16 protein-coding genes are annotated in these 18,394 nt (G+C 55.6%); 3 read left to right on the top strand and 13 right to left on the bottom strand.

Features of this window, described 5'->3' with window-relative positions; translation table 11 throughout:
• Positions 1–287 precede the first annotated feature (287 nt).
• Both FDY93_RS18440 and FDY93_RS18435 read left to right on the top strand, forming a co-directional pair.
• Positions 288–1,829, top strand: a complete 1,542-nt coding sequence (locus tag FDY93_RS18440) for a thymidine phosphorylase family protein (RefSeq protein WP_138237231.1) — start codon at positions 288–290, stop codon at positions 1,827–1,829.
• Positions 1,826–3,187, top strand: a complete 1,362-nt coding sequence (locus FDY93_RS18435; RefSeq protein WP_138237230.1) for an MBL fold metallo-hydrolase RNA specificity domain-containing protein — start codon at positions 1,826–1,828, stop codon at positions 3,185–3,187. The genes FDY93_RS18440 and FDY93_RS18435 overlap by 4 nt, the downstream gene beginning before the upstream one ends.
• Before the next feature lie 93 nt (positions 3,188–3,280).
• Here the strand turns inward: FDY93_RS18435 and FDY93_RS18430 are convergent, their stop codons facing one another.
• The 7 genes from FDY93_RS18430 to FDY93_RS18400 form a co-directional block, all read right to left on the bottom strand.
• Entirely contained in the window at positions 3,281–4,237 is a 957-nt protein-coding gene (locus tag FDY93_RS18430) for an acetyl-CoA carboxylase carboxyltransferase subunit alpha (RefSeq protein WP_138237229.1), read from the bottom strand.
• Positions 4,238–4,639: 402 nt separating this feature from the next.
• The gene (gene dnaE / locus FDY93_RS18425) at positions 4,640–8,170 is read right to left on the bottom strand and encodes a DNA polymerase III subunit alpha (RefSeq protein ID WP_138237228.1); all 3,531 of its coding nucleotides are present in this window, start codon (positions 8,168–8,170) and stop codon (positions 4,640–4,642) included.
• 426 nt (positions 8,171–8,596) lie between these two features.
• Positions 8,597–8,839 (bottom strand): DUF1289 domain-containing protein, encoded by a 243-nt coding sequence (locus FDY93_RS18420; protein ID WP_138237227.1) that lies wholly within the window; start codon positions 8,837–8,839, stop codon positions 8,597–8,599.
• Positions 8,832–9,380, bottom strand: a complete 549-nt coding sequence (locus FDY93_RS18415) for a gamma carbonic anhydrase family protein (protein ID WP_138237226.1) — start codon at positions 9,378–9,380, stop codon at positions 8,832–8,834. The genes FDY93_RS18420 and FDY93_RS18415 overlap by 8 nt, the downstream gene beginning before the upstream one ends.
• Before the next feature lie 102 nt (positions 9,381–9,482).
• Positions 9,483–9,965 (bottom strand): methylated-DNA--[protein]-cysteine S-methyltransferase, encoded by a 483-nt coding sequence (locus FDY93_RS18410; RefSeq protein ID WP_138237225.1) that lies wholly within the window; start codon positions 9,963–9,965, stop codon positions 9,483–9,485.
• Complete coding sequence (locus FDY93_RS18405; protein WP_138237224.1) at positions 9,962–11,473, bottom strand: DNA-3-methyladenine glycosylase 2; 1,512 nt, start codon at positions 11,471–11,473, stop codon at positions 9,962–9,964. Before FDY93_RS18405 ends, FDY93_RS18410 begins: the two co-directional genes overlap by 4 nt.
• Before the next feature lie 226 nt (positions 11,474–11,699).
• Positions 11,700–12,704 (bottom strand): LysR family transcriptional regulator, encoded by a 1,005-nt coding sequence (locus FDY93_RS18400; protein WP_138237223.1) that lies wholly within the window; start codon positions 12,702–12,704, stop codon positions 11,700–11,702.
• Between the two features lie 157 nt (positions 12,705–12,861).
• Between FDY93_RS18400 and FDY93_RS18395 the strand changes: the two genes are divergently transcribed.
• Positions 12,862–14,058 (top strand): MFS transporter, encoded by a 1,197-nt coding sequence (locus tag FDY93_RS18395; protein ID WP_138237222.1) that lies wholly within the window; start codon positions 12,862–12,864, stop codon positions 14,056–14,058.
• Between the two features lie 102 nt (positions 14,059–14,160).
• Here FDY93_RS18395 and FDY93_RS18390 read toward each other — a convergent pair whose 3' ends face one another.
• The 6 genes from FDY93_RS18390 to FDY93_RS18365 form a co-directional block, all read right to left on the bottom strand.
• Positions 14,161–14,769 carry a DNA-3-methyladenine glycosylase I gene (locus tag FDY93_RS18390; RefSeq protein WP_138237221.1) on the bottom strand — a complete coding sequence of 203 codons (609 nt, stop codon included), beginning with the start codon at positions 14,767–14,769 and terminating at the stop codon, positions 14,161–14,163.
• A 17-nt stretch (positions 14,770–14,786) separates the two neighbouring features.
• Positions 14,787–15,074 (bottom strand): YciI family protein, encoded by a 288-nt coding sequence (locus FDY93_RS18385; protein ID WP_138237220.1) that lies wholly within the window; start codon positions 15,072–15,074, stop codon positions 14,787–14,789.
• Positions 15,074–15,655, bottom strand: a complete 582-nt coding sequence (locus FDY93_RS18380) for a TetR/AcrR family transcriptional regulator (protein WP_220446247.1) — start codon at positions 15,653–15,655, stop codon at positions 15,074–15,076. Before FDY93_RS18380 ends, FDY93_RS18385 begins: the two co-directional genes overlap by 1 nt.
• Positions 15,656–15,854: 199 nt before the next feature.
• Positions 15,855–16,736, bottom strand: a complete 882-nt coding sequence (locus tag FDY93_RS18375; protein WP_138237218.1) for a TolB-like translocation protein — start codon at positions 16,734–16,736, stop codon at positions 15,855–15,857.
• A 163-nt stretch (positions 16,737–16,899) separates the two neighbouring features.
• On the bottom strand, positions 16,900–17,562 hold the full coding sequence (locus FDY93_RS18370; RefSeq protein ID WP_220446246.1) for a GNAT family N-acetyltransferase: 663 nt from the start codon (positions 17,560–17,562) through the stop codon (positions 16,900–16,902).
• Positions 17,563–18,246: 684 nt separating this feature from the next.
• A partial coding sequence (locus FDY93_RS18365) for a transposase domain-containing protein (protein WP_181954057.1) occupies positions 18,247–18,394 on the bottom strand: 148 nt, incomplete at its 5' end.

Raw genomic sequence — 18,394 nt, 5'->3', positions numbered from 1 at the left:
AGGGACAAACCCAGTAGTCACGGGCCTGTTACTGGTTATTTTGGGACACACCTGTGGCTTTAGCGATGGTCACCGCTGGTACCCAGCCAGTATCGACACCAAAGGTGAATCTCCCGGAGCAGGCCGCGGAGCGCATCCTCGCTTACCGCGCCACTTGCCGCTGTCACATATTCGGACTTGAATTAAACAGAGAGCTGATTTTACCGACACGATGGAAGCGAGGGGTGACAGTACCCGCTCAACTTCCGCAGCAGACAGCTCCCGACATGAATTGCCAGGAAGACTGCATGTCACGGGCACTACCGCTTTACGCCTATAGAATGGGTATCGATACCCATCAGGAGCCGCGTGTTTATATGCGCGCCGATTGCGCCATCTGTCGCGCAGAAGGCTATACCGCCAGCACACGCCTACAGATCAAGACCGAATCCCGCTCCCTGATTGCCACCCTGAATACCGCGGCTGATCACATCCTCCCCCACGGCTACATCGGATTTTCCGACAGCGCCTGGGAATTCCTCGCCCTGGTACAGGGGCAAGCGGTGACGGTGCACCATGTTCCCGAGATCCGGTCGCTCAGCGCACTGCGCAAAAAGATTTACGGCCATCCGCTGAACGCCGACGAGATCAGCGGTGTCATTCAGGATATCGGTCGGCACCTGTATTCCGATATTGAAATTGCAGGGTTTATTACCGCCTGTGCCGGCGGTCGCCTGACATCGTCGGAGACTACCGCTCTGACGCGGGCAATGGCGCAGATCGGCAACCAGCTACACTGGCCGCAGTATGAACGGGTGTTCGACAAACACAGTATCGGCGGCCTGCCCGGTAACCGCACGACGCCCATTGTGGTGTCCATTGTCAGTGCCGCAGGGCTGATCATCCCCAAGACATCCTCCCACGCAATTACCTCGCCCGCGGGCACCGCCGATACCATGGCGGTACTCACCAGCGTTGATTTGACACTCGAGCGATTGCGCAAGGTCATTGACCGCACCGGCGCCTGCCTGGCCGCCGGCGGTAAAGTTGGGCTCAGCCCGACCGACGACCTGTTGATCCGTATTGAACGCGCTCTGGATCTCGACAGCGAAGGCCAGCTTGTCGCCTCCGTTCTATCCAAAAAAATGGCCGCCGGCTCCACCCATGTCCTGATCGACATGCCTGTGGGCCCAACGGCGAAGCTCCGCAATCAAAAACAGGCCAAGGTGCTATCAAAGCTGTTCCATGATGTCGCCAGTGCGCTCGGACTGACGGTGAGATGTGTGATGACCGATGGCACCGAAGCGGTCGGCAACGGTATTGGGCCGGCGGAGGAAGCAAGGGATGTGCTGAGCGTGCTGCGCAACGAAAGCGCCGCACCAACAGACCTGGTGGCCCGAGCTCTGTATCTCTCCGGACAGCTACTGTCGATGGCAACCGGCGTGGATGATGTACAGGCCTTGCAGCAGGCGCGAGAAATTCTGCACTCCGGGCAGGCGTGGATACAGTTTCGTGCGATCTGCGAGGCCCAGGGCGGACTTCGCGATGTGCCTGTGGCCAGTCATCACATCGAACTGCGCAGTGAGTATGCCGGCAAGCTGCTCGGTATGGACAACCGCCGTCTCGCGCGTCTGGCGAAGGTCGCCGGAGCGCCCGCGTCACCGGAAGCCGGATTGCGCTTGAGGGTCAAGGTAGGCGATAGCGTCGAGGCCCGGCAACCACTCGCCACCCTGTATGCCGCCACGCCAGGCGAACTGGCCTACGCGCGGGAATATTTCCACCAGAACCGGGACTTGTTTGAGTTTTCCCCGGTGAATACCCCTCTTCCACAAGCAGAGCAACAGCAGTGAATATCACGTTTCTCGGCGGCACCGGAACCGTCACCGGTTCAAAGTTTCTTGTCAGCGTGGACCAGGGAAAAACAGAGTTTCTCGTGGATTGCGGTCTGTTCCAGGGGTACAAGTGGTTGCGCGAGCGCAACTGGGAAGCCCCGATGTTCGACTATCACCGCCTCGCCGGCATTGTGCTCACCCACGCCCACCTGGATCACTCGGGATATATTCCCCGCCTGTACGAGTTGGGCTACCGAGGGCCCGTATACTGTCATCACGCCACCATGGATCTGTGCTCAATCCTGCTGCCGGATGCCGGGCGCATCCAGGAAGAAGATGCGCAGTACTACCGACGTCACCGGCTCGGAAAACACAGCCACCCGGAACCGCTCTACAATGGCGACACCGCCGAACGCTGCCTGGAGCTGTTTCAGCCGGTGGGCTTTGACCAAACCTTTCCTATAGGCAGTGCGAAACTGTACTTCCAGCCCGTGGGACATATTCTCGGCGCCGGCAGCGCCATACTGCACGCGGAAGGCAAGCGCGTAGGGTTTTCCGGTGATGTGGGCCGCGCAGACGACCTCATCATGCACCCACCGAGACCACTGCCGGAGCTCGACCTACTGCTGATGGAATCCACTTATGGAGACCGTCGCCATCCACAGATCGATCACAAGGCACAGCTGGCGGAGATCGTGAATCGGGTGGTAGCGCGCGGCGGCGTTCTACTGATTCCGAGCTTTGCGGTCGGCCGCGCGCAAACATTGCAGTTTCTGCTGCTCTCCTTAATGCGCGAGAACAGGATTCCCAAGCTGCCCGTCATCCTCGACAGCCCAATGGCGATCGACGCATCCGAAATCTACTCCCGTTACCCCGAACAACACCGTCTCAGCGCAGAGAACTGCACCTTCATGTGCCGGGGTATCCAGTACACTCGCAGTGTCGATCAATCGAAAGCGCTGGAGAATATCCACTTCCCGCACATCATCATTGCTGGCAGCGGCATGGCAACCGGCGGTCGTGTTTTGCATCACATGAAACGCCTGTTGCCGGACCACCGCGCCACAGTTTTGTTTACCGGCTATCAGGCGGGTGGCACCCGCGGCGCGCGCATGCTGGCGGGTTCGAGCAGCGTAAAAATCCACGGGGAATATGTGCCCTGCAAGGCGCAGATTGAAGTGCTCGAGGGGCTTTCGGCCCACGCTGATTATGTGGAGCTCGGTGATTGGCTGCGCAGCTCAAAGCTGAAAGCCGGCACCCCGATCATGCTGGTGCACGGTGAACCAGACGCAGCCGACTGCCTGCGGCTTTACCTGCAGGACCACACGCCATTCGGGGTAGAGGTGGCGCAATACCACAGTATCTATCGACTGTAACGGAGCGATGGCACTATAAACGACAACGGCAACCGAAGTTGCCGTTGTCGTTTGCAGGCGGCGGACGCCGCCGAGACTCTCTGACTTTTACACTCAGCCAGTGACGTTTCCGTAGCTCATCAGGCGCTGATAGCGCTTTTCCAGCAGTTCGTCGATCGGCACCGCCGTCAGTTTGTCCAACTGCTCAGACAGGCGATCCCGCAGGCGTGCCGCCATCAGGTCCGGATCGCGGTGCGCGCCGCCGAGGGGTTCTGTAATCGTCTCGTCGACGATACCCAGCTCTTCCAGCACACCGGAAGTCACCCCCATGGCCTCGGCCGCCAGCGGCGCCTTCTCCACAGTTTTCCAGATGATATTGGCGCAACCTTCCGGGGAAATCACAAAATAGGTGGAGTACTGCAGCATGTTCAGCTGGTCGCCCACACCAATCGCCAGCGCGCCACCGGAAGAACCTTCACCAATCACGGTACAGATGATCGGCGTGCGCAGGCGCGACATCACCGCCAGGTTTTTGGCAATCGCCTCGGAAATGCCGCGCTCTTCGCTGTCGATGCCAGGATAGGCCCCGGGGGTGTCGATCAGGGTCAGCACCGGCATCTTGAAGCGCTCGGCCATCTCCATGATGCGCTGGGCCTTGCGGTAGCCCTCCGGCTTCGGCATACCGAAATTGCGCTTCACCTTCTCGTTGACGGTACGGCCCTTCTCTTCACCGATCACCGCCACCGGGCGGCCTTCGAGACGGCCGATACCGGCGATGATGGCCTTGTCGTCGCCAAAGTGACGATCGCCATGCAGCTCGTCCCAATCGGTGAAAATGCGCTCGATATAGTCCTTGGCATAGGGCCGCTGCGGGTGCCGCGCCACCTGCACAACCTGCCAGGGAGACAGGTCGGAATAGATGGATTCAGTGAGCTTCTCGCTCTTCTCCCGCAGGCGGGTGATCTCCTCAGCAATATTGAGCTCGTTGTCGTCGCCCACATGCTGAAGTTCCTTGATCTTGCTTTCCAGTTCCGCAATCGGCTGTTCAAACTCGAGAAAACTGAACTTCATTTATTTCGCGCCTTGATAATTCTGTGGGCCTGCCAAATGTTGGAAAATGCGACTAAATCACCCCGATCAGTCGCAAACAGACCTCGTCTACTGAAAATGGCGGCTAGCTTACCGGGATAGAACCACTCAGTCGAGTGCACGGGTCACTTACCACTATCCAAGTATCACTGGACCATGAATTGAAGGTGTGGTGGCGGGGCGAGTATTCCGAACCGTCGTCGCCATGGATGGCGGCGCCGGAGCGTACATGGGTTAGGCAAACGCATGCGAAGCAGCGCTTCGCGGGCAGCCTAACGACGCCAATCTGTGATTGGTGGCCGGGCCCGCTTGCGGGGATTCACAGCGATTCGGAATACTCGCACCGGCACCACACCGCACCAGTGCCTTCTGAGAGGCACAGACCTATTGCCGCTGAGTGTAGTTGAGCTTGACCCGCTCGCGGCCGATCACCTCCCGCAGGGACTGGATCAGCTGGTCGTTCGGCTCCACCTTCCACTCGTCTGCCAGGCGGAAGGTACCGCGCGCGTCGCTGCGCTCCACCTCCACCAGAATCGGGCAGCTGCCGCCCACATAGGGCCGCAGACAGGCACCCAGGCGCTGCCCCATTTTCGGCAGCGCCTGGGCACTATCGAGCTTCAGGGTCACGCCGATCACACTGCCACTGCGCAGATCGTCCAGCGTAGACACACTGTTAACGCTCATCTTGAGGCCGCCGCTGTAATCGTCGTGGGATATCGAGCCTTCCAGTACCAGCAGCGAATCCTTCACCAGCTTTTCCCGGTGCTGGCCGAACGCCTCACTGAACACCGCCGCCTCGATGCGCGCGCTGCGGTCGTCCAGGGTAACAATCGCCATGGAATCGCCGCGCTTGGTTTTCATCACCCGCATACCCACCACCAGGCCGGCCACCTTCTGGTTCTCGCGGCCAGGTTTGAGGTCGGCAATACGCGCCTGCACCAGATGCTTGAGCTCTTCCTCATATTCGTCGATGGGGTGGCCGGTGAGGTACAGACCAAGAGTATTCTTCTCGCCCTCAAGACGCTCGCGGATACTCCACGGCCGCGCATTGCGGAAGTCCTGGTACACATCGCCTTCCGATGCGGTGCGCACCACCTCACCGAACAGGTCCATCATGCCCGCGCTGTCGTTCTTGCTCTGCTGCTCCGCGGATTTCACCGCTTCGTCCAGAGCGGCGAACAATACCGCGCGGGAGTAATCCAGGCCATCGGCACCGCCGGTATCCGGCCCTATGCTGTCCAGCGCTCCGGAGCGCACCAGCGCTTCCAACGCGCGCTTGTTGACCTTGCGAGGATCGATGCGCGAGCAGAAGTCGAACAGGTCCTTGAACGGGCCGTTTTTCTGCCGCTCGCTGATGATATTGTCGATCGGGCCTTCCCCCAGCCCCTTGATGGCACCGAGACCGTAGATGATCCGGTTTTTGCCATTCTCGGAGACGGGCACGGAGAACTGGTAATTGCCCAGGTTCACATCCGGTGGCACCAGGTCGAGCTTCATCGACCGGCATTCTTCGATGAACGTCACCACCTTGTCGGTCTTGTCCATATCCGACGACATAGTGGCGGCCATGAACTGAGCCGGATAGTGCGCCTTCAACCAGGCGGTCTGGTAAGACACCAGCGCGTAGGCCGCGGAGTGGGATTTGTTGAAGCCGTAGCCGGCGAACTTTTCCACCAGGTCGAAGATCTTCATCGCCAGATCAGGGTCTACGCCCTGGGACTTGGCACCATCCGCGAACGTGCTGCGCTGCTTCGCCATCTCCTCGGGTTTTTTCTTACCCATGGCCCGGCGCAGCATGTCCGCGCCGCCAAGGGTATAGCCCGCGAGCTCCTGCGCGATCTGCATTACCTGTTCCTGGTAAACGATCACGCCGTAGGTGGGCTCGAGAATCGGTTTCAGTTTCTCGTGCTGGTATTTGGCATCCGGGTAGGCCACCTGCGCGCGGCCGTGCTTGCGGTTGATGAAGTCGTCCACCATGCCCGACTGCAGCGGGCCCGGGCGGAACAGCGCCACCAGCGCGATCATATCCTCGAGGTTGTCCGGCTGCAGGCGCTTGATCAGGTCCTTCATACCGCGGGATTCCAACTGGAATACCGCAGTAGTCTCGGCGCGTTTGATCAGTTTGAACGTTTCTTCGTCGTCCAGCGGCAGCGCTTCGATGACCAGCGGCTCCTTGCCTTCGCTCGCGCGCTGCTCGTCCACCATCACCTTGGCCCAGTCGATGATGGTCAGTGTGCGCAGACCGAGGAAGTCGAACTTCACCAGGCCCGCGTCTTCCACGTCGTTCTTGTCGAACTGGGTTACCAGGCCGGCACCGGTCTCGTCACAGTAGAGCGGTGCAAAATCTGTGAGTTTGGTGGGGGCAATCACCACACCACCGGCGTGCTTGCCGACGTTACGCGCCACGCCCTCGAGCTGCAGCGCCATCTCCCAGATTTCCTGACCCTCTTCGTCGTTCTCCAGGAATTCGCGCAGCACCTCTTCCTGCTCGAACGCCTTCTGCAGGGTCATACCCACGTCGGCGGGAATCATTTTCGAGAGCTTGTCGGCGAGGCCGTAAGACTTTCCCTGCACCCGCGCCACGTCCCGCACCACCGCCTTCGCGGCCATGGTACCGAAAGTGATGATCTGGCTTACCGCGTTGCGACCGTAGTTCTCCGCCACATAGTTGATCACCCGGTCGCGCTTCTCCATACAGAAGTCGACGTCGAAGTCGGGCATGGAAACCCGCTCCGGGTTCAGGAAACGTTCGAACAGCAGGTCGTACTGCAGCGGGTCGAGATCCGTAATTTTCTGCGAATACGCAATCAGCGAGCCCGCACCGGAACCCCGCCCCGGGCCCACCGGAATATTGTGATCCTTGGCCCACTGGATAAAGTCCATCACGATCAGGAAGTAGCCCGGGAACCCCATCTGGATCACGATATCCAGCTCAAAGCGCAGGCGGTCTTCGTAGACTTTCTTGCGCGCTTCATAGTCCGGCGCGGACTTGTCGAGAATCGTTTCCAGGCGCTCGTAGAGACCGTCGAAGGAGACTTTTTCGAAAAATTCGTTTTCGGTCATGCCCTCGGGAATCGGGAACTGTGGCAGGAAGTATTTGCCCAGCTGGATCGGCGCAGAACAGCGGCGCGCAATTTCCACGGTATTTTCCAGCGCTTCCGGCAGATCCTTGAACAGCTCGCACATTTCTTCCGGCGAACGCAGATACTGCTCGGAGGAATAGCGCCGCTCGCGGCGGGGATCATCCAGCGTACGCCCCTCGCGGATACACACCCGCACCTCGTGGGCCTCGAATTCGCTGTCTTCCAGGAAGCGCACATCATTGGTCGCCACCACCGGCAGATTGAGCTGCCCCGCGAGCCTCACCGCTGCGTGCAAGTATTCTTCATCGCCCGGACGCCCGGTGCGCTGCAGCTCCAGGTAATAGCGCCCCGGAAAAATATTCGCCCACTCACTCGCCAGCGCCTCCGCCTGCGCATTACGCCCGGCAATCAGCGCCCGGCCCACATCGCCGTACTTGGCACCGGAAAGCATCAACACCCCTTCCGCGTACTCCTTCACCCACTCGCGCTGGATGTACGCATGCCCGTGGTACTGCCCCTCCATCCAGGCGCGGGAGATCAGCTCAGTGATGTTGCGGTAACCGGTGGTATTCAGCGCGTACAGCGTCAGCAGCGTCGGCTGCTCTTCCCCACCTTCTTTCAACCAGAAATCTGCACCGGTGATTGGCTTAATGCCGGCACCGAGACAGGCTTTGTAAAATTTTACCTGCGCATAGAAGTTGGTCTGATCCGTGATCGCCGCCGCGGGCATTTCCAGCTCCGCCAGACGGCCGACCAGCGGCTTGATGCGCACCAGGCCGTCGATCAGGGAAAATTCGGAGTGGATTCTTAAATGTACGAAGGGTTGGGTCATATTTTTTCTATTTGATTGGCCCCGGAGGTCTCTGGTTGTGAGCTCTTTTCCGGGAACGCACCGAGGGGCGGTAAGCCCTTCCGGGACACGCGGTGAATACATCCATGTAGCTCTGCGCCGACATCCCTGTCGGCGAAGGTCCCGAAAGGGCTTACCGCCCCTCGGTGCTTAGTGCAATTCTGAAAATTAATTACTTCGTAAGCGCTCACCCAAACCTAAAAGGGCGCGGCACTCAAAATTGCTGACGGAGACAACGGCGTGACGCGAAGGCGGAGCACCGGGTGGGGGTTTTCAGGAGCGTCGCAAACAGGATGTTTGCGCCGCAGCGCCCAGGGATGGGTTCACAGCGGTCCTGAAAACTCCCACCCGGTGCTCCGCCGCCACAACACGAAACCAAAACCCCAGCCCAAATTCACTAAAAGGACTTCAGTCAGACCACCAAACCCGGCGCATCTGAACCGCCCGCTCATGGCACCTACCCAATACCTGCTTTTTCTCAGCGTTAGACATCCGCCCCCACTGACTGATCTCAGTCCCGGAGCGAAAGCACCCCTCGCAGATATCCTCGCGATTCAACGCACAAACCGACACACAGGGCGACTTCACCGGAAATTCAAACGCCGGCTCCGGCTCTTTGTCTTTCAGACGACTCCAATCGCTCTCAGCCATCGCTCACATTACCGTTCACAGCGATAGGCACCAGCTCATCCGCAAACCGTGCCCCATTCGCCACATAAATCTCACTGCTCGCCTTCAGCAACTCAAACGTCGACTCATCCAACGTCTTCACCACCTTGCCCGGGCTACCCAGCACCAGCGAAAAATCCGGAATCTCCGCATTCTCCTTCACCAGCGCATTGGCACCAATGATGCAGCAGCGGCCAATTCTGGCCCCATTCAACACCACGGAGTTCATCCCAACCAGGGAGTACTCGCCAATCTGGCAACCGTGCAGCGTCACCTTATGCCCCACAGTCACCCCGGTGCCAACTACCAGAGGCATCCCCGGGTCCGTATGCAGCACCGAGCCATCCTGGATATTGGCCCGCTCACCGATGGTGATCAGGTCGTTATCGCCGCGGATCACCGCGTTGAACCACACCGAACTGTGGGACTTCAGCAGTACATGGCCGATTACCCGGGCACCAGGGGCAATGAAATGGCCCTCGCCTTCAAGCTGTGGCTGTTTATCACCCAATCGGTACAGCATTTGGCCTCCGGTCATCGTGTGGCGGCAGTAAAAATCAGCCCGGCATTATCCCGCCCAAGGCCCCCGATTGCCACCCTTGCGAGGGCTGACCGAGTGGACACATCAACCGATCAACGCCCCTTCCAAAACCAGCAACCGCGCCTTTATCTCCAGCCCGCCCGCATAGCCCGTCAGGGTGCCGTCGGAACCGATCACACGGTGACAGGGAACCACAATAGATAGCGGGTTGGCACCATTGGCCCGCGCAACCGCGCGCACCGCTTTCGGGTTGCCAATCGCCTCCGCCAGCTCGCGATAATTGCGGGTTTCCCCGTAAGGAATGGCGCAGAGCGCCCGCCACACGGACTGCTGGAATGGCGTGCCGGCAGCCGACAGCGGCAGATCGAATCCCTGCCGTTCACCGCGGAAATACGCCTGCAGCTGTGCCGCCGCCAAATCCGTCAGCGGCGTCGCGTCCCGTCGCCATCCTTCCCGCACCGGCAGAGGGCGCTTGCCCGCCTGCAGGTCGATCCCCACAAGCCCGGTATCGCTGGCGGCAATACCGAGCTCGCCGAAGGTACTGTTGTAAATTTCATAACAGATCATTTTTTGTCTCCCGAGGACGAACTCAGTTTCAGGGACTGCCAGAGCAGCAGTGCAGCGTATGCCCGCCAAGGGCGCCAGGATTCGGCGCGCGCCAACGCCTGCTTGGGTGTCGCCTTCCGGTCCCCGTCATTCTCCTTGCCGAGTGCAATCAGGATTCCCAGATCCGAGGCCGGGAAAGCATCCGGCATGGAAAGGCCGCGCATAGCGGTGTAATGGGCGGTCCAGTCTCCGATGCCGGGCAAAGCCGTCATCTGCGCACAAAAGCGCTCGAGATCCGGTTCGTCGAAGTCGATTTCGCCATCCAGGGTCGCGGCGACAAAATGCTGCAACGTCTTCGCGCGGGTACGGGTAACGCCAATATCGGAGAAATCGGCACCACTCAACTGTTCCGCCGAAGGAAACAGCAGCACCGGCTCCCCTTCCGGCCCAGTGAATGTTTCTCCGTAGCGGTTTGCGATCCGCCCTGCAATCGTCGTTGCTGCGGCAACGGAGATCTGTTGACCGAGGATGGCCCTCAGAGTGTACTCAAAAGGATCCCAGGCACCTGGCAAGCGCACCCCCGGGCTTTGCAGCAATACTTTCCCGAGCAAGGGGTCCCCCTGCAAATGCACACAAATTTGCTCGCTGTCCGCATCCAGGTCGAACAACCGCCGCAGCTTCTCCCGCAAAGGGTACAGAACCGCCGCGGCCCCCTCCCCGTAAACCGTAACCCGAAGCCTGTCCTTCTCCGGCTCATGGGCAACCCGCAATACGCCGCGCCGTCCATTCAGCCGAAAGCTACGCTGGTACACCGCCTCCTCAGGCGTATTCCCGACGACCACTCGCTCCACCCCCGGCAAAGCCCTTGCCGCAAAGAAGCCCAGCAGTTCCGGCCAGTCAAACGGTGGGCGATAACTCAGATAGATCCGCACAGGCTCCGCCTCCGGGTGCACCGAACCAGAGGCCATACCCGACCGCTCCCGGCGCACTTCGCTCGGCGTACGCTGGTATATTGCTTTAAACACCCCATTGAACCGGCGCAGGCTGTTGAACCCGGCAGCAAAGGCGATATCGCCAATGGACAGACTGGTATCTCGCAACAGACTGAATGCAAACAGCGCGCGCTCAGTCTGCCAGACCTGCAACGGACTGAGGCCGATATGATCCGCAAAAAGCTTGCGCAAATAACGGCTGGTGATACCGAGCCGCTCCGCTAGCTCCTCGATGGACTGGGCCTCGCGCTCGCGACGCATCAAACCCAGAGCGCGCTGAACGGTCGTGGATACCAGACCCCAGGCGGGACTTCCGGGCGCGGCATCGGGGCGACAGCGCAGACAAGGGCGATAGCCGGCGGCAGCGGCCTCCGCGGCCGTAGCAAAATACTCTACATTGCGCTCCAACGGCGGGCGCGCAGGGCAGACAGGGCGGCAGAAAATACCCGTGGTCTTTACCGCGGTGTAGAAACGCCCATCGAACCGCTTATCGCGTGCCATCCGGGCGCTGTGGCAAATCTCTGGATCAGGTTGCATCTCATGTTCACTGGTTGGTCTACAAGTACCAGTGTATGGCCATGGCGGCAGCCGGGCTAGTCAGATTCGGAACTGACAATCAGGAGTGACAATGCACGCTTCAAGCGCGCGGTCTGTCGTCCCGTATGGTGCATACGGAAGAATACCGGGAGAGCTCAGAACTCGCTGGTCAAAAGAAGTGGGAGACAACCACCCTGACACATAGGGGGTTTTCGCAAAACCGGAACTAGACGCTTGCATCCAGGCACAATGTCAATTCAGGCGGCAATTTCGCAGGAAAATTGACGGCCGGTGTCAAATTCTCGGCCCAGGTGTGATTTGCATTCTCTCCCAGAGACGCCAAGGAGGAAATCAAGAATTCAATAAAGACCTTGACCTTAGCCGGCAAGTAATCGCGTTTGGGGTAAATAGCAAAGACACCGTTTTCCGGCTCTGGGGGTCGGTAATAAGGGTAAAGTGAGACCAAGGTTCCACTTCGCAAACCGGATTTCGCCAGAAAATGAGGCAACTGCGCAAAACCCAATCCATCGGCACACATATACGCCATCGCTTCGCCATCGTCTGTAATATGACGCGGCACCAATTCAAAAAGCCGGTACTCACCCTTCTCATCGGGTAAAAAAATCGGCTGTAGCTGCTGCGTCTGCTTGATCCGAAAGCCAATCCAACTATGCCGTTTAAAATCATCGGCACAAGTGGGAGTACCGTATGCCGCTAAGTAGTTCGGGGATACACAGGTCAAAAAATCCATAGGACTCAGCCGTCGGGCTACAAGACGGCTGTCTTTTACGTAGCCAGTACGCAGAGCAATATCAATTTCACTTTCAATGATATCTACATGCAAGTCATTGACCTCAAGCTCCAGCTTGATCGCTGGATACCGCTGGCAAAATGCGTGCAGCAAAGGGCGCAGGTAAAGGTGCCCGTAGCACACGGCCGAACTGATGCGAAGCGTACCGCCAGGTAAATCATTCAAGTGCATCAGTTCATGCTCACAGGAAGCGAGGTCCCGCATCATCTTGCGAACAGTAACGGCATATCGCTGACCAGCCTCTGTTACGCGCAAATGTCGGGTCGAGCGCTGAAAGAGCGTCAACTTCAGCTGAGTCTCAAGGCGACTGATCGCCTTGCTGACGGTCGAAGGGTCGGTACCACAACTTCTGGCGGCCGCAGCGAAACTCCCGCCATCACACGTAGCCAAAAAAATTTCCAACAAGCGCAGCTTATCCACTGTCTGCCTGACTCATGCTGTTGACGTCTGTTACAAACATAACATGGATTTCGTGAATTGTATTCACGACTCTTAGGGTGCGCGGTCGATTCATTAAAGAGCTGAGATCCATAGAATTCAACCCAACAGCAGGCTTAAACCACTCATAGGATTAACATTGAACCGGAATCCAACAAAAAAAGTATCTCCCAGCTACTATCTAACCTACGCACTTTTTGCGTTCGTCACCATGGCCGGGCTGTCTTATATTAATTTTCTTCCGGGCGTGGTAAACGCCCTGGCAGGAGACATCGGCTTCAGTGATGCTGAGGCGGGGCAGATAGTCGCACTCAATGGCTATGGCGGATTACTGGGAAGCACTATCGCCATTTTTTTGGTGCGCCGAATAAACTCTCAACCCGCTCTTTTTGTATGTTTCTCTCTACTGGCCTTGATAGACAGCGCCACCGTCTTGTTTGATGACCTCGGTTTGATGCTCATCTGGCGTTTTCTAGCCGGAGTATTGGGCGGCCTATGTCTAGGCATGGCGATCGCATTGCTTGCTCGGCTAGACAATCCAGACCGAGCCTTTGGAACACTATTATTTGTGCAATTCAGCGTTGGCTCACTGGTCATCTATCTTTTACCAGGAGTCGAGGAAATGGTCAGTGCCTATGCGGTATTTTACGTTATGGCCAGCTTTTCGCTGATCAGCCTGCTTTTCATGCTAATTCTGCCCTCGCGCCATTTCGACAGAGATATGTGCAGCCTTTCAGTAGGTTTCTCCCTATCCTTCCAACTCAGCGGCTGGCAAAACGCCGCTTTACTACTGTCCGCTATTATTACCTACCAAATGGCGGCCAGCGCCCTATGGGCATATGTAGGACTGATCGGCACCAACGCGGGCATTACCCATGAAAGTGTCAGCAACTATATCGCGATTGCCGGGATGTTAGGGCTACTTGGCGCAGCATGGCCTGTCGTGGCAGGTAATCGTTATGGCCGAATGATCTGGATAGTGGCTGGTACTATCCTGTCAATTACCACGGCGATATTGCTCAATTTTTCACAGAACACACAACTCTATGTTATCGCCATGGCACTATTATTTCTTTCCTGGCCTGCAGTGCAGTCATATCTGTTAGCGGTAACGGCTGAGTTAGACGGCAGTGGGCGGCTATCAACTATCGCGGCAGTCGCCTCTTCTGTCGGCCTGGCAAAAGGGCCGTTATTCGCATCACTACTTCTTGCCAATGGCAATTATTCCGTAATGCTCTACGCGTGCGCATTCGTTTTCCTATTGAGTTACTTCCTACTACTCAAACCCGTTCAAGCTCAAGAAGAACCCACGACAGCCGCAGCACTGCCACAATAACAATGTGTACGTCAAGCCAGTGAAAATCATCACAACAGTGAGTTCGAGTTAATAGTACATTTTAAATCGTTTGCGCTGCAGCCGACAGGCCGGGCACCATACCTACCCCGGACGCTTAAATCGCTTGCGGGCTTTTTCCACCTTCTCTCTTAGCGCACACCCACTGGAGTGATCATTCACCAGACCCATTGCCTGCATAAACGCATACACTGTGGTAGGGCCTACAAACTTCCAGCCCTGCTTTTTCAAAGCCTTCGAAAGCGCAACCGAGGCCTCCGAGGTCGAAACAGTCTGCGGCTCTGGAAGACTATTCTCGTCTGGCTCAAAACTCCAAAAATAGGCCGCAAGTGAACCTTCCCGACTCACAAGATCTTGCGCCATTTTTGCATTGTTAATAACAGCTTCAATTTTCCCGCGATGGCGCACAATACCCTTATCCCGCAACAGACGCTCAATATCAACCTCGTTAAATTGAGCCACTTTATTGAAGTCGAAACCTGCAAAGGCAGCACGAAAGTTATTACGTTTTGCAAGAATAGTCCGCCAACTGAGCCCAGACTGAAATCCTTCCAAACATATCTTTTCAAACAGCCGAATATCATCGTCGACAGGAAACCCCCACTCCTTATCGTGGTAATCAAAGAAATCAGGAGATGCCGAGCACCAACCGCAGCGTAACTTACCGTCAGGACCAGCAACAGTAGAGTTCATTTTAAGTTCCCCAGTCATTAACCCAGAAGAAAGCTCAGGCGTGCATCTGCTTTCTTGGGCGCAATTTCAAGTATTTCTGCAGCGACGATACGCTCAACCACAAACGGATCTTCATTAACCCTATTCTCAAGATCTTCACGTGAAACCCCATAAGCGATAATACTGCCACCAAGGCCGGATTGCAGACTACCTACCATCAAAAAAACGCCATCGTCAAATCCACGCCTTATCCATTGATTATGGGCGTCCATATAATGGCTGGCCTGCTCCTTATTCTGTGAAAACCGCAAAAGCACGAAAAACATTAAAGTATCTCCGGTTGAACTTCAGCTCTGGTTGTGACGGAGGTTAACCATTCATTAATGCGGTTTACCTCGTTCTGAACAAATTTATCATCGTTGAATGTGCTGGAAAGCGTTGCTACACCCTGGCTGAACCCCAGCAGATGCATTGCCAACTCATCCGCTTCGTCACCAAGGCCAAGCTGTTCAAACTGTCGACGCAACCACACTCTAAAAAGAGTAAAAAGTTCCTTTGCGTGATCTCTAGCAGGGTGGTTTAGTTTCGTGAGCTCCGCACAGAGTGTTCCTACCGGACAGCCATAGCGCCTGATTTTTGCGCCATTCACTATCAGAATGTTGATGAAGCTCCGAACTCGATCAATTGGTGTCTCACCTTCTAGCTCCCAGCCGTCGAGCATTGAGCGAGTGCGAACAAGACGATGGCTGATTACAGCATCCAGGATCTCGTCCTTGGTCTTGAAGTGGTAATAGAAATTTCCCCGAGAAATACCCAGAGCTTTCGCAATTTGCGCAAAAGAAGCGTGCTCGAACCCCTGCTCATAAAACAGCTGATCCGCCTCAACGATAATGCGATCTCTCGTCAAACTGCCACCCACAGAAACACCCCCCAACGCCCCGTCAGACACCTAGGACAACCGACCTAATCTCAGACTCTAGGGCAACCGTCCTAACAAATCAAGACATTCACGAGAGGATAAGTGAAGCGGAGAAAATTGACGCCTTGGCGCCGCGTTCTATATCACCAAAGAAGCATTATTCGACCATAGCGCTTTGCTATCTGGTTCAATTTCGGGGCCTCAGGCTCTCGACAACCTGCGCATCAACCCAGTAGGTATCCACATCGGGCCACCTGTCGCCATCTGCCGGCGCAACAACTCTACTAAAGAAAAGATACTTTCCGTCTGGTGTGATCCGCGGGCCCCCGTCGTCGACTTCTGTGTTGATCTCACCGCCCAGGTTAATTGCTTCACCCCACGACCCATCCGCCTCTTTGAAGCTCACATAAAGATCAGATCCACCATACCCACCCTCTCTTTCACCATCCCACATAATGTAAGACTCGTCCGGAGCAATGTAGGGATGGGCATTCCACAATCCCGTATTGATCTCTTTACCGAATGGTTGCGGTTCTTCGCGAATGCCATCCACTAGCCGTGAATATCGAATAATGCCGTCTCCGTTTGTGCCCACCTCGTCAAACACATAGGTTCCTTTATTGGAAACCTTAAGGCTCATGATGCGTATCTCTTCAAAAGGGGAGCCAAGGTTTTTCATCTCCGACCAACCAGAATCCGTACGTTCTTTATACCGCTTGCCAAAATGCATGACCTTGCCATCCGGCGCGAAAGATGGTCCATACCCAGGAAACACATCAGACATGTACCACCGATCATCTTTACTCTTGAAAACGACAGTTTCTACGCTTTTAGTTTCCGGATGCTGCCTGGTAAAATAAAACTCTTTCATATCGTTTGAGAAAGCAGCACCACCCTCCCAATCCCTTGTTGCAATAGTACCCGGCGCAAAAAGCTCAGGAGTCAAACCCGGAGGCTTCTGCCCGAGATACGGACCCTCAAGAACTGGAAAATCATCTTGACCATAACTTTTATTGACCATAAGTAGAACAGTAAATAATAGAGAAATTGAAGCATAATTATTCTTCATAACTTTTCCCTTATTCATAATTTCCCCTAATAGTTGACCATTAAGCATCTGGTTGGCTTGCAGTGATAAGGCCTAATTTCGTCCGCGCTCCCGAGCGTCACTTTTTTCAACTTCCATATTTCCAAAAACCTCAGGTAATTTAATTTGCGCCTAACCGACGAAATCACGCGCTTGCCTCGTGTATTGCCTGGCTGTGCGGTTCTGGACGGTCACTTACCAGTCGCCCATACAATGCCGAGTCAGAGACGATGCCATTGACTTCCCAACGCTGCCTTAGTAGCCCCTCGCGGGAAAACCCTAGTTTCCCTAATGCTTTCGCGGAAGACTGGTTGTCTGGGTCGATCTCTGCTTCAATTCGCCGAAGTCCCAATGAATTGAATCCGTACTGAATTAATGCCTCTCCCGCTTCGTGGATGTAACCCCTTCCCCAAAAAGAACGCCCCAAACCAAAACCGATCTCGGCACGTTTGGATTCCTTGTCATAACTGAACAACATACATTTTCCAGCGAGCTCACCTGTAGACTTCAAATACACGCCGAGCACAAGAGACTCTTGATCCTGCATCGAACCGTTGCTCTCATTAATGAAGTCAAGAGAGTCCTGAATTGTTTCCCAAGGAGCAGTATGCCAATACCGCATGACCTCAGAGTCAGAGAAAATTTCCAGTAAGCTACCCGCGTCATCCATTACTAAAGGTTTAAGAGTTAATCGCACGGTTTCAAGAACTGGGAAAAACAACTCTTCCGACATGAATTCCTCCATTTTTACGCATAACAAGCCTGTAGAAAAACGACTTTCTCCGCTGCCTTCTTTTGGCTCTTTCAACTGTTTATCGTCAGCACACCCTGGCACATAGGGCTTGGAATAGGCGAAAAGTATTGTTCCAAAAAAATCGCTGGATCATACGCCAAACAACCGTCCGCACCATTCTCGTAATTGTCGTAAAAAATCGGACAGGTTGATATCCCGCTGGCAGAGACAGCTTACCTTGTGCGCGTTTTGCGCGAAACTGCAAGCGTAGCGAATCACGCAAAAGGTGCGCAAGGTAAGACATCCCGTAGAGAGACGAAGGCCCAGAGTAAATCACCCTGCCTTGCTATGATTTTTCTTGCCTCTTGACCAAAACCAAACCATCCAACAAAGACATTGCCAACAGGTTTTTCAAATCATTTGAATTGAACAGAGATCCAAACCTGAACATCGACGAGAATGAAAAGGCTCTTCGGAAATACTCCCTCCACCCGAGAACTCGACTGATAGAGTATTCGCCCAGCGTATTATTTGAATCGTACTCTCTTATACGCATGTCAATACTAATACTTGGGCGCCATAATATTGGGATAACTGGATCGCAGTAAAGCGCAAAATCTGTACCTAACCGATACTTTCGAACAGCTACGTCTAGTATTAACGCTCCACTTTCTACATGCTCTGATTGACTCAGCATGGGTATCTCCAGGAGGTTTTTAACCCATTCCTCGTAAGCGCCGTTAAATCGACACACTTCCCCTAACCATACTGAGCCAAATTTTTTGAAACAGGCTTCAAGGGCACATTCCACGGTAGAAGGGCTTCGAGCTTCTCCAGCGTGTCGGCCTCACCGATTCGGTCCAGTACATAGTGGATGTAGGCTGAGGGCTCCAACTGATTGGCCTTG

It is taken from the genome of Microbulbifer harenosus (assembly GCF_005771435.1).
GTDB classification, from domain to species: Bacteria; Pseudomonadota; Gammaproteobacteria; order Pseudomonadales; family Cellvibrionaceae; genus Microbulbifer; species Microbulbifer harenosus.
This window is presented reverse-complemented; position numbering and strand designations above follow the sequence as displayed.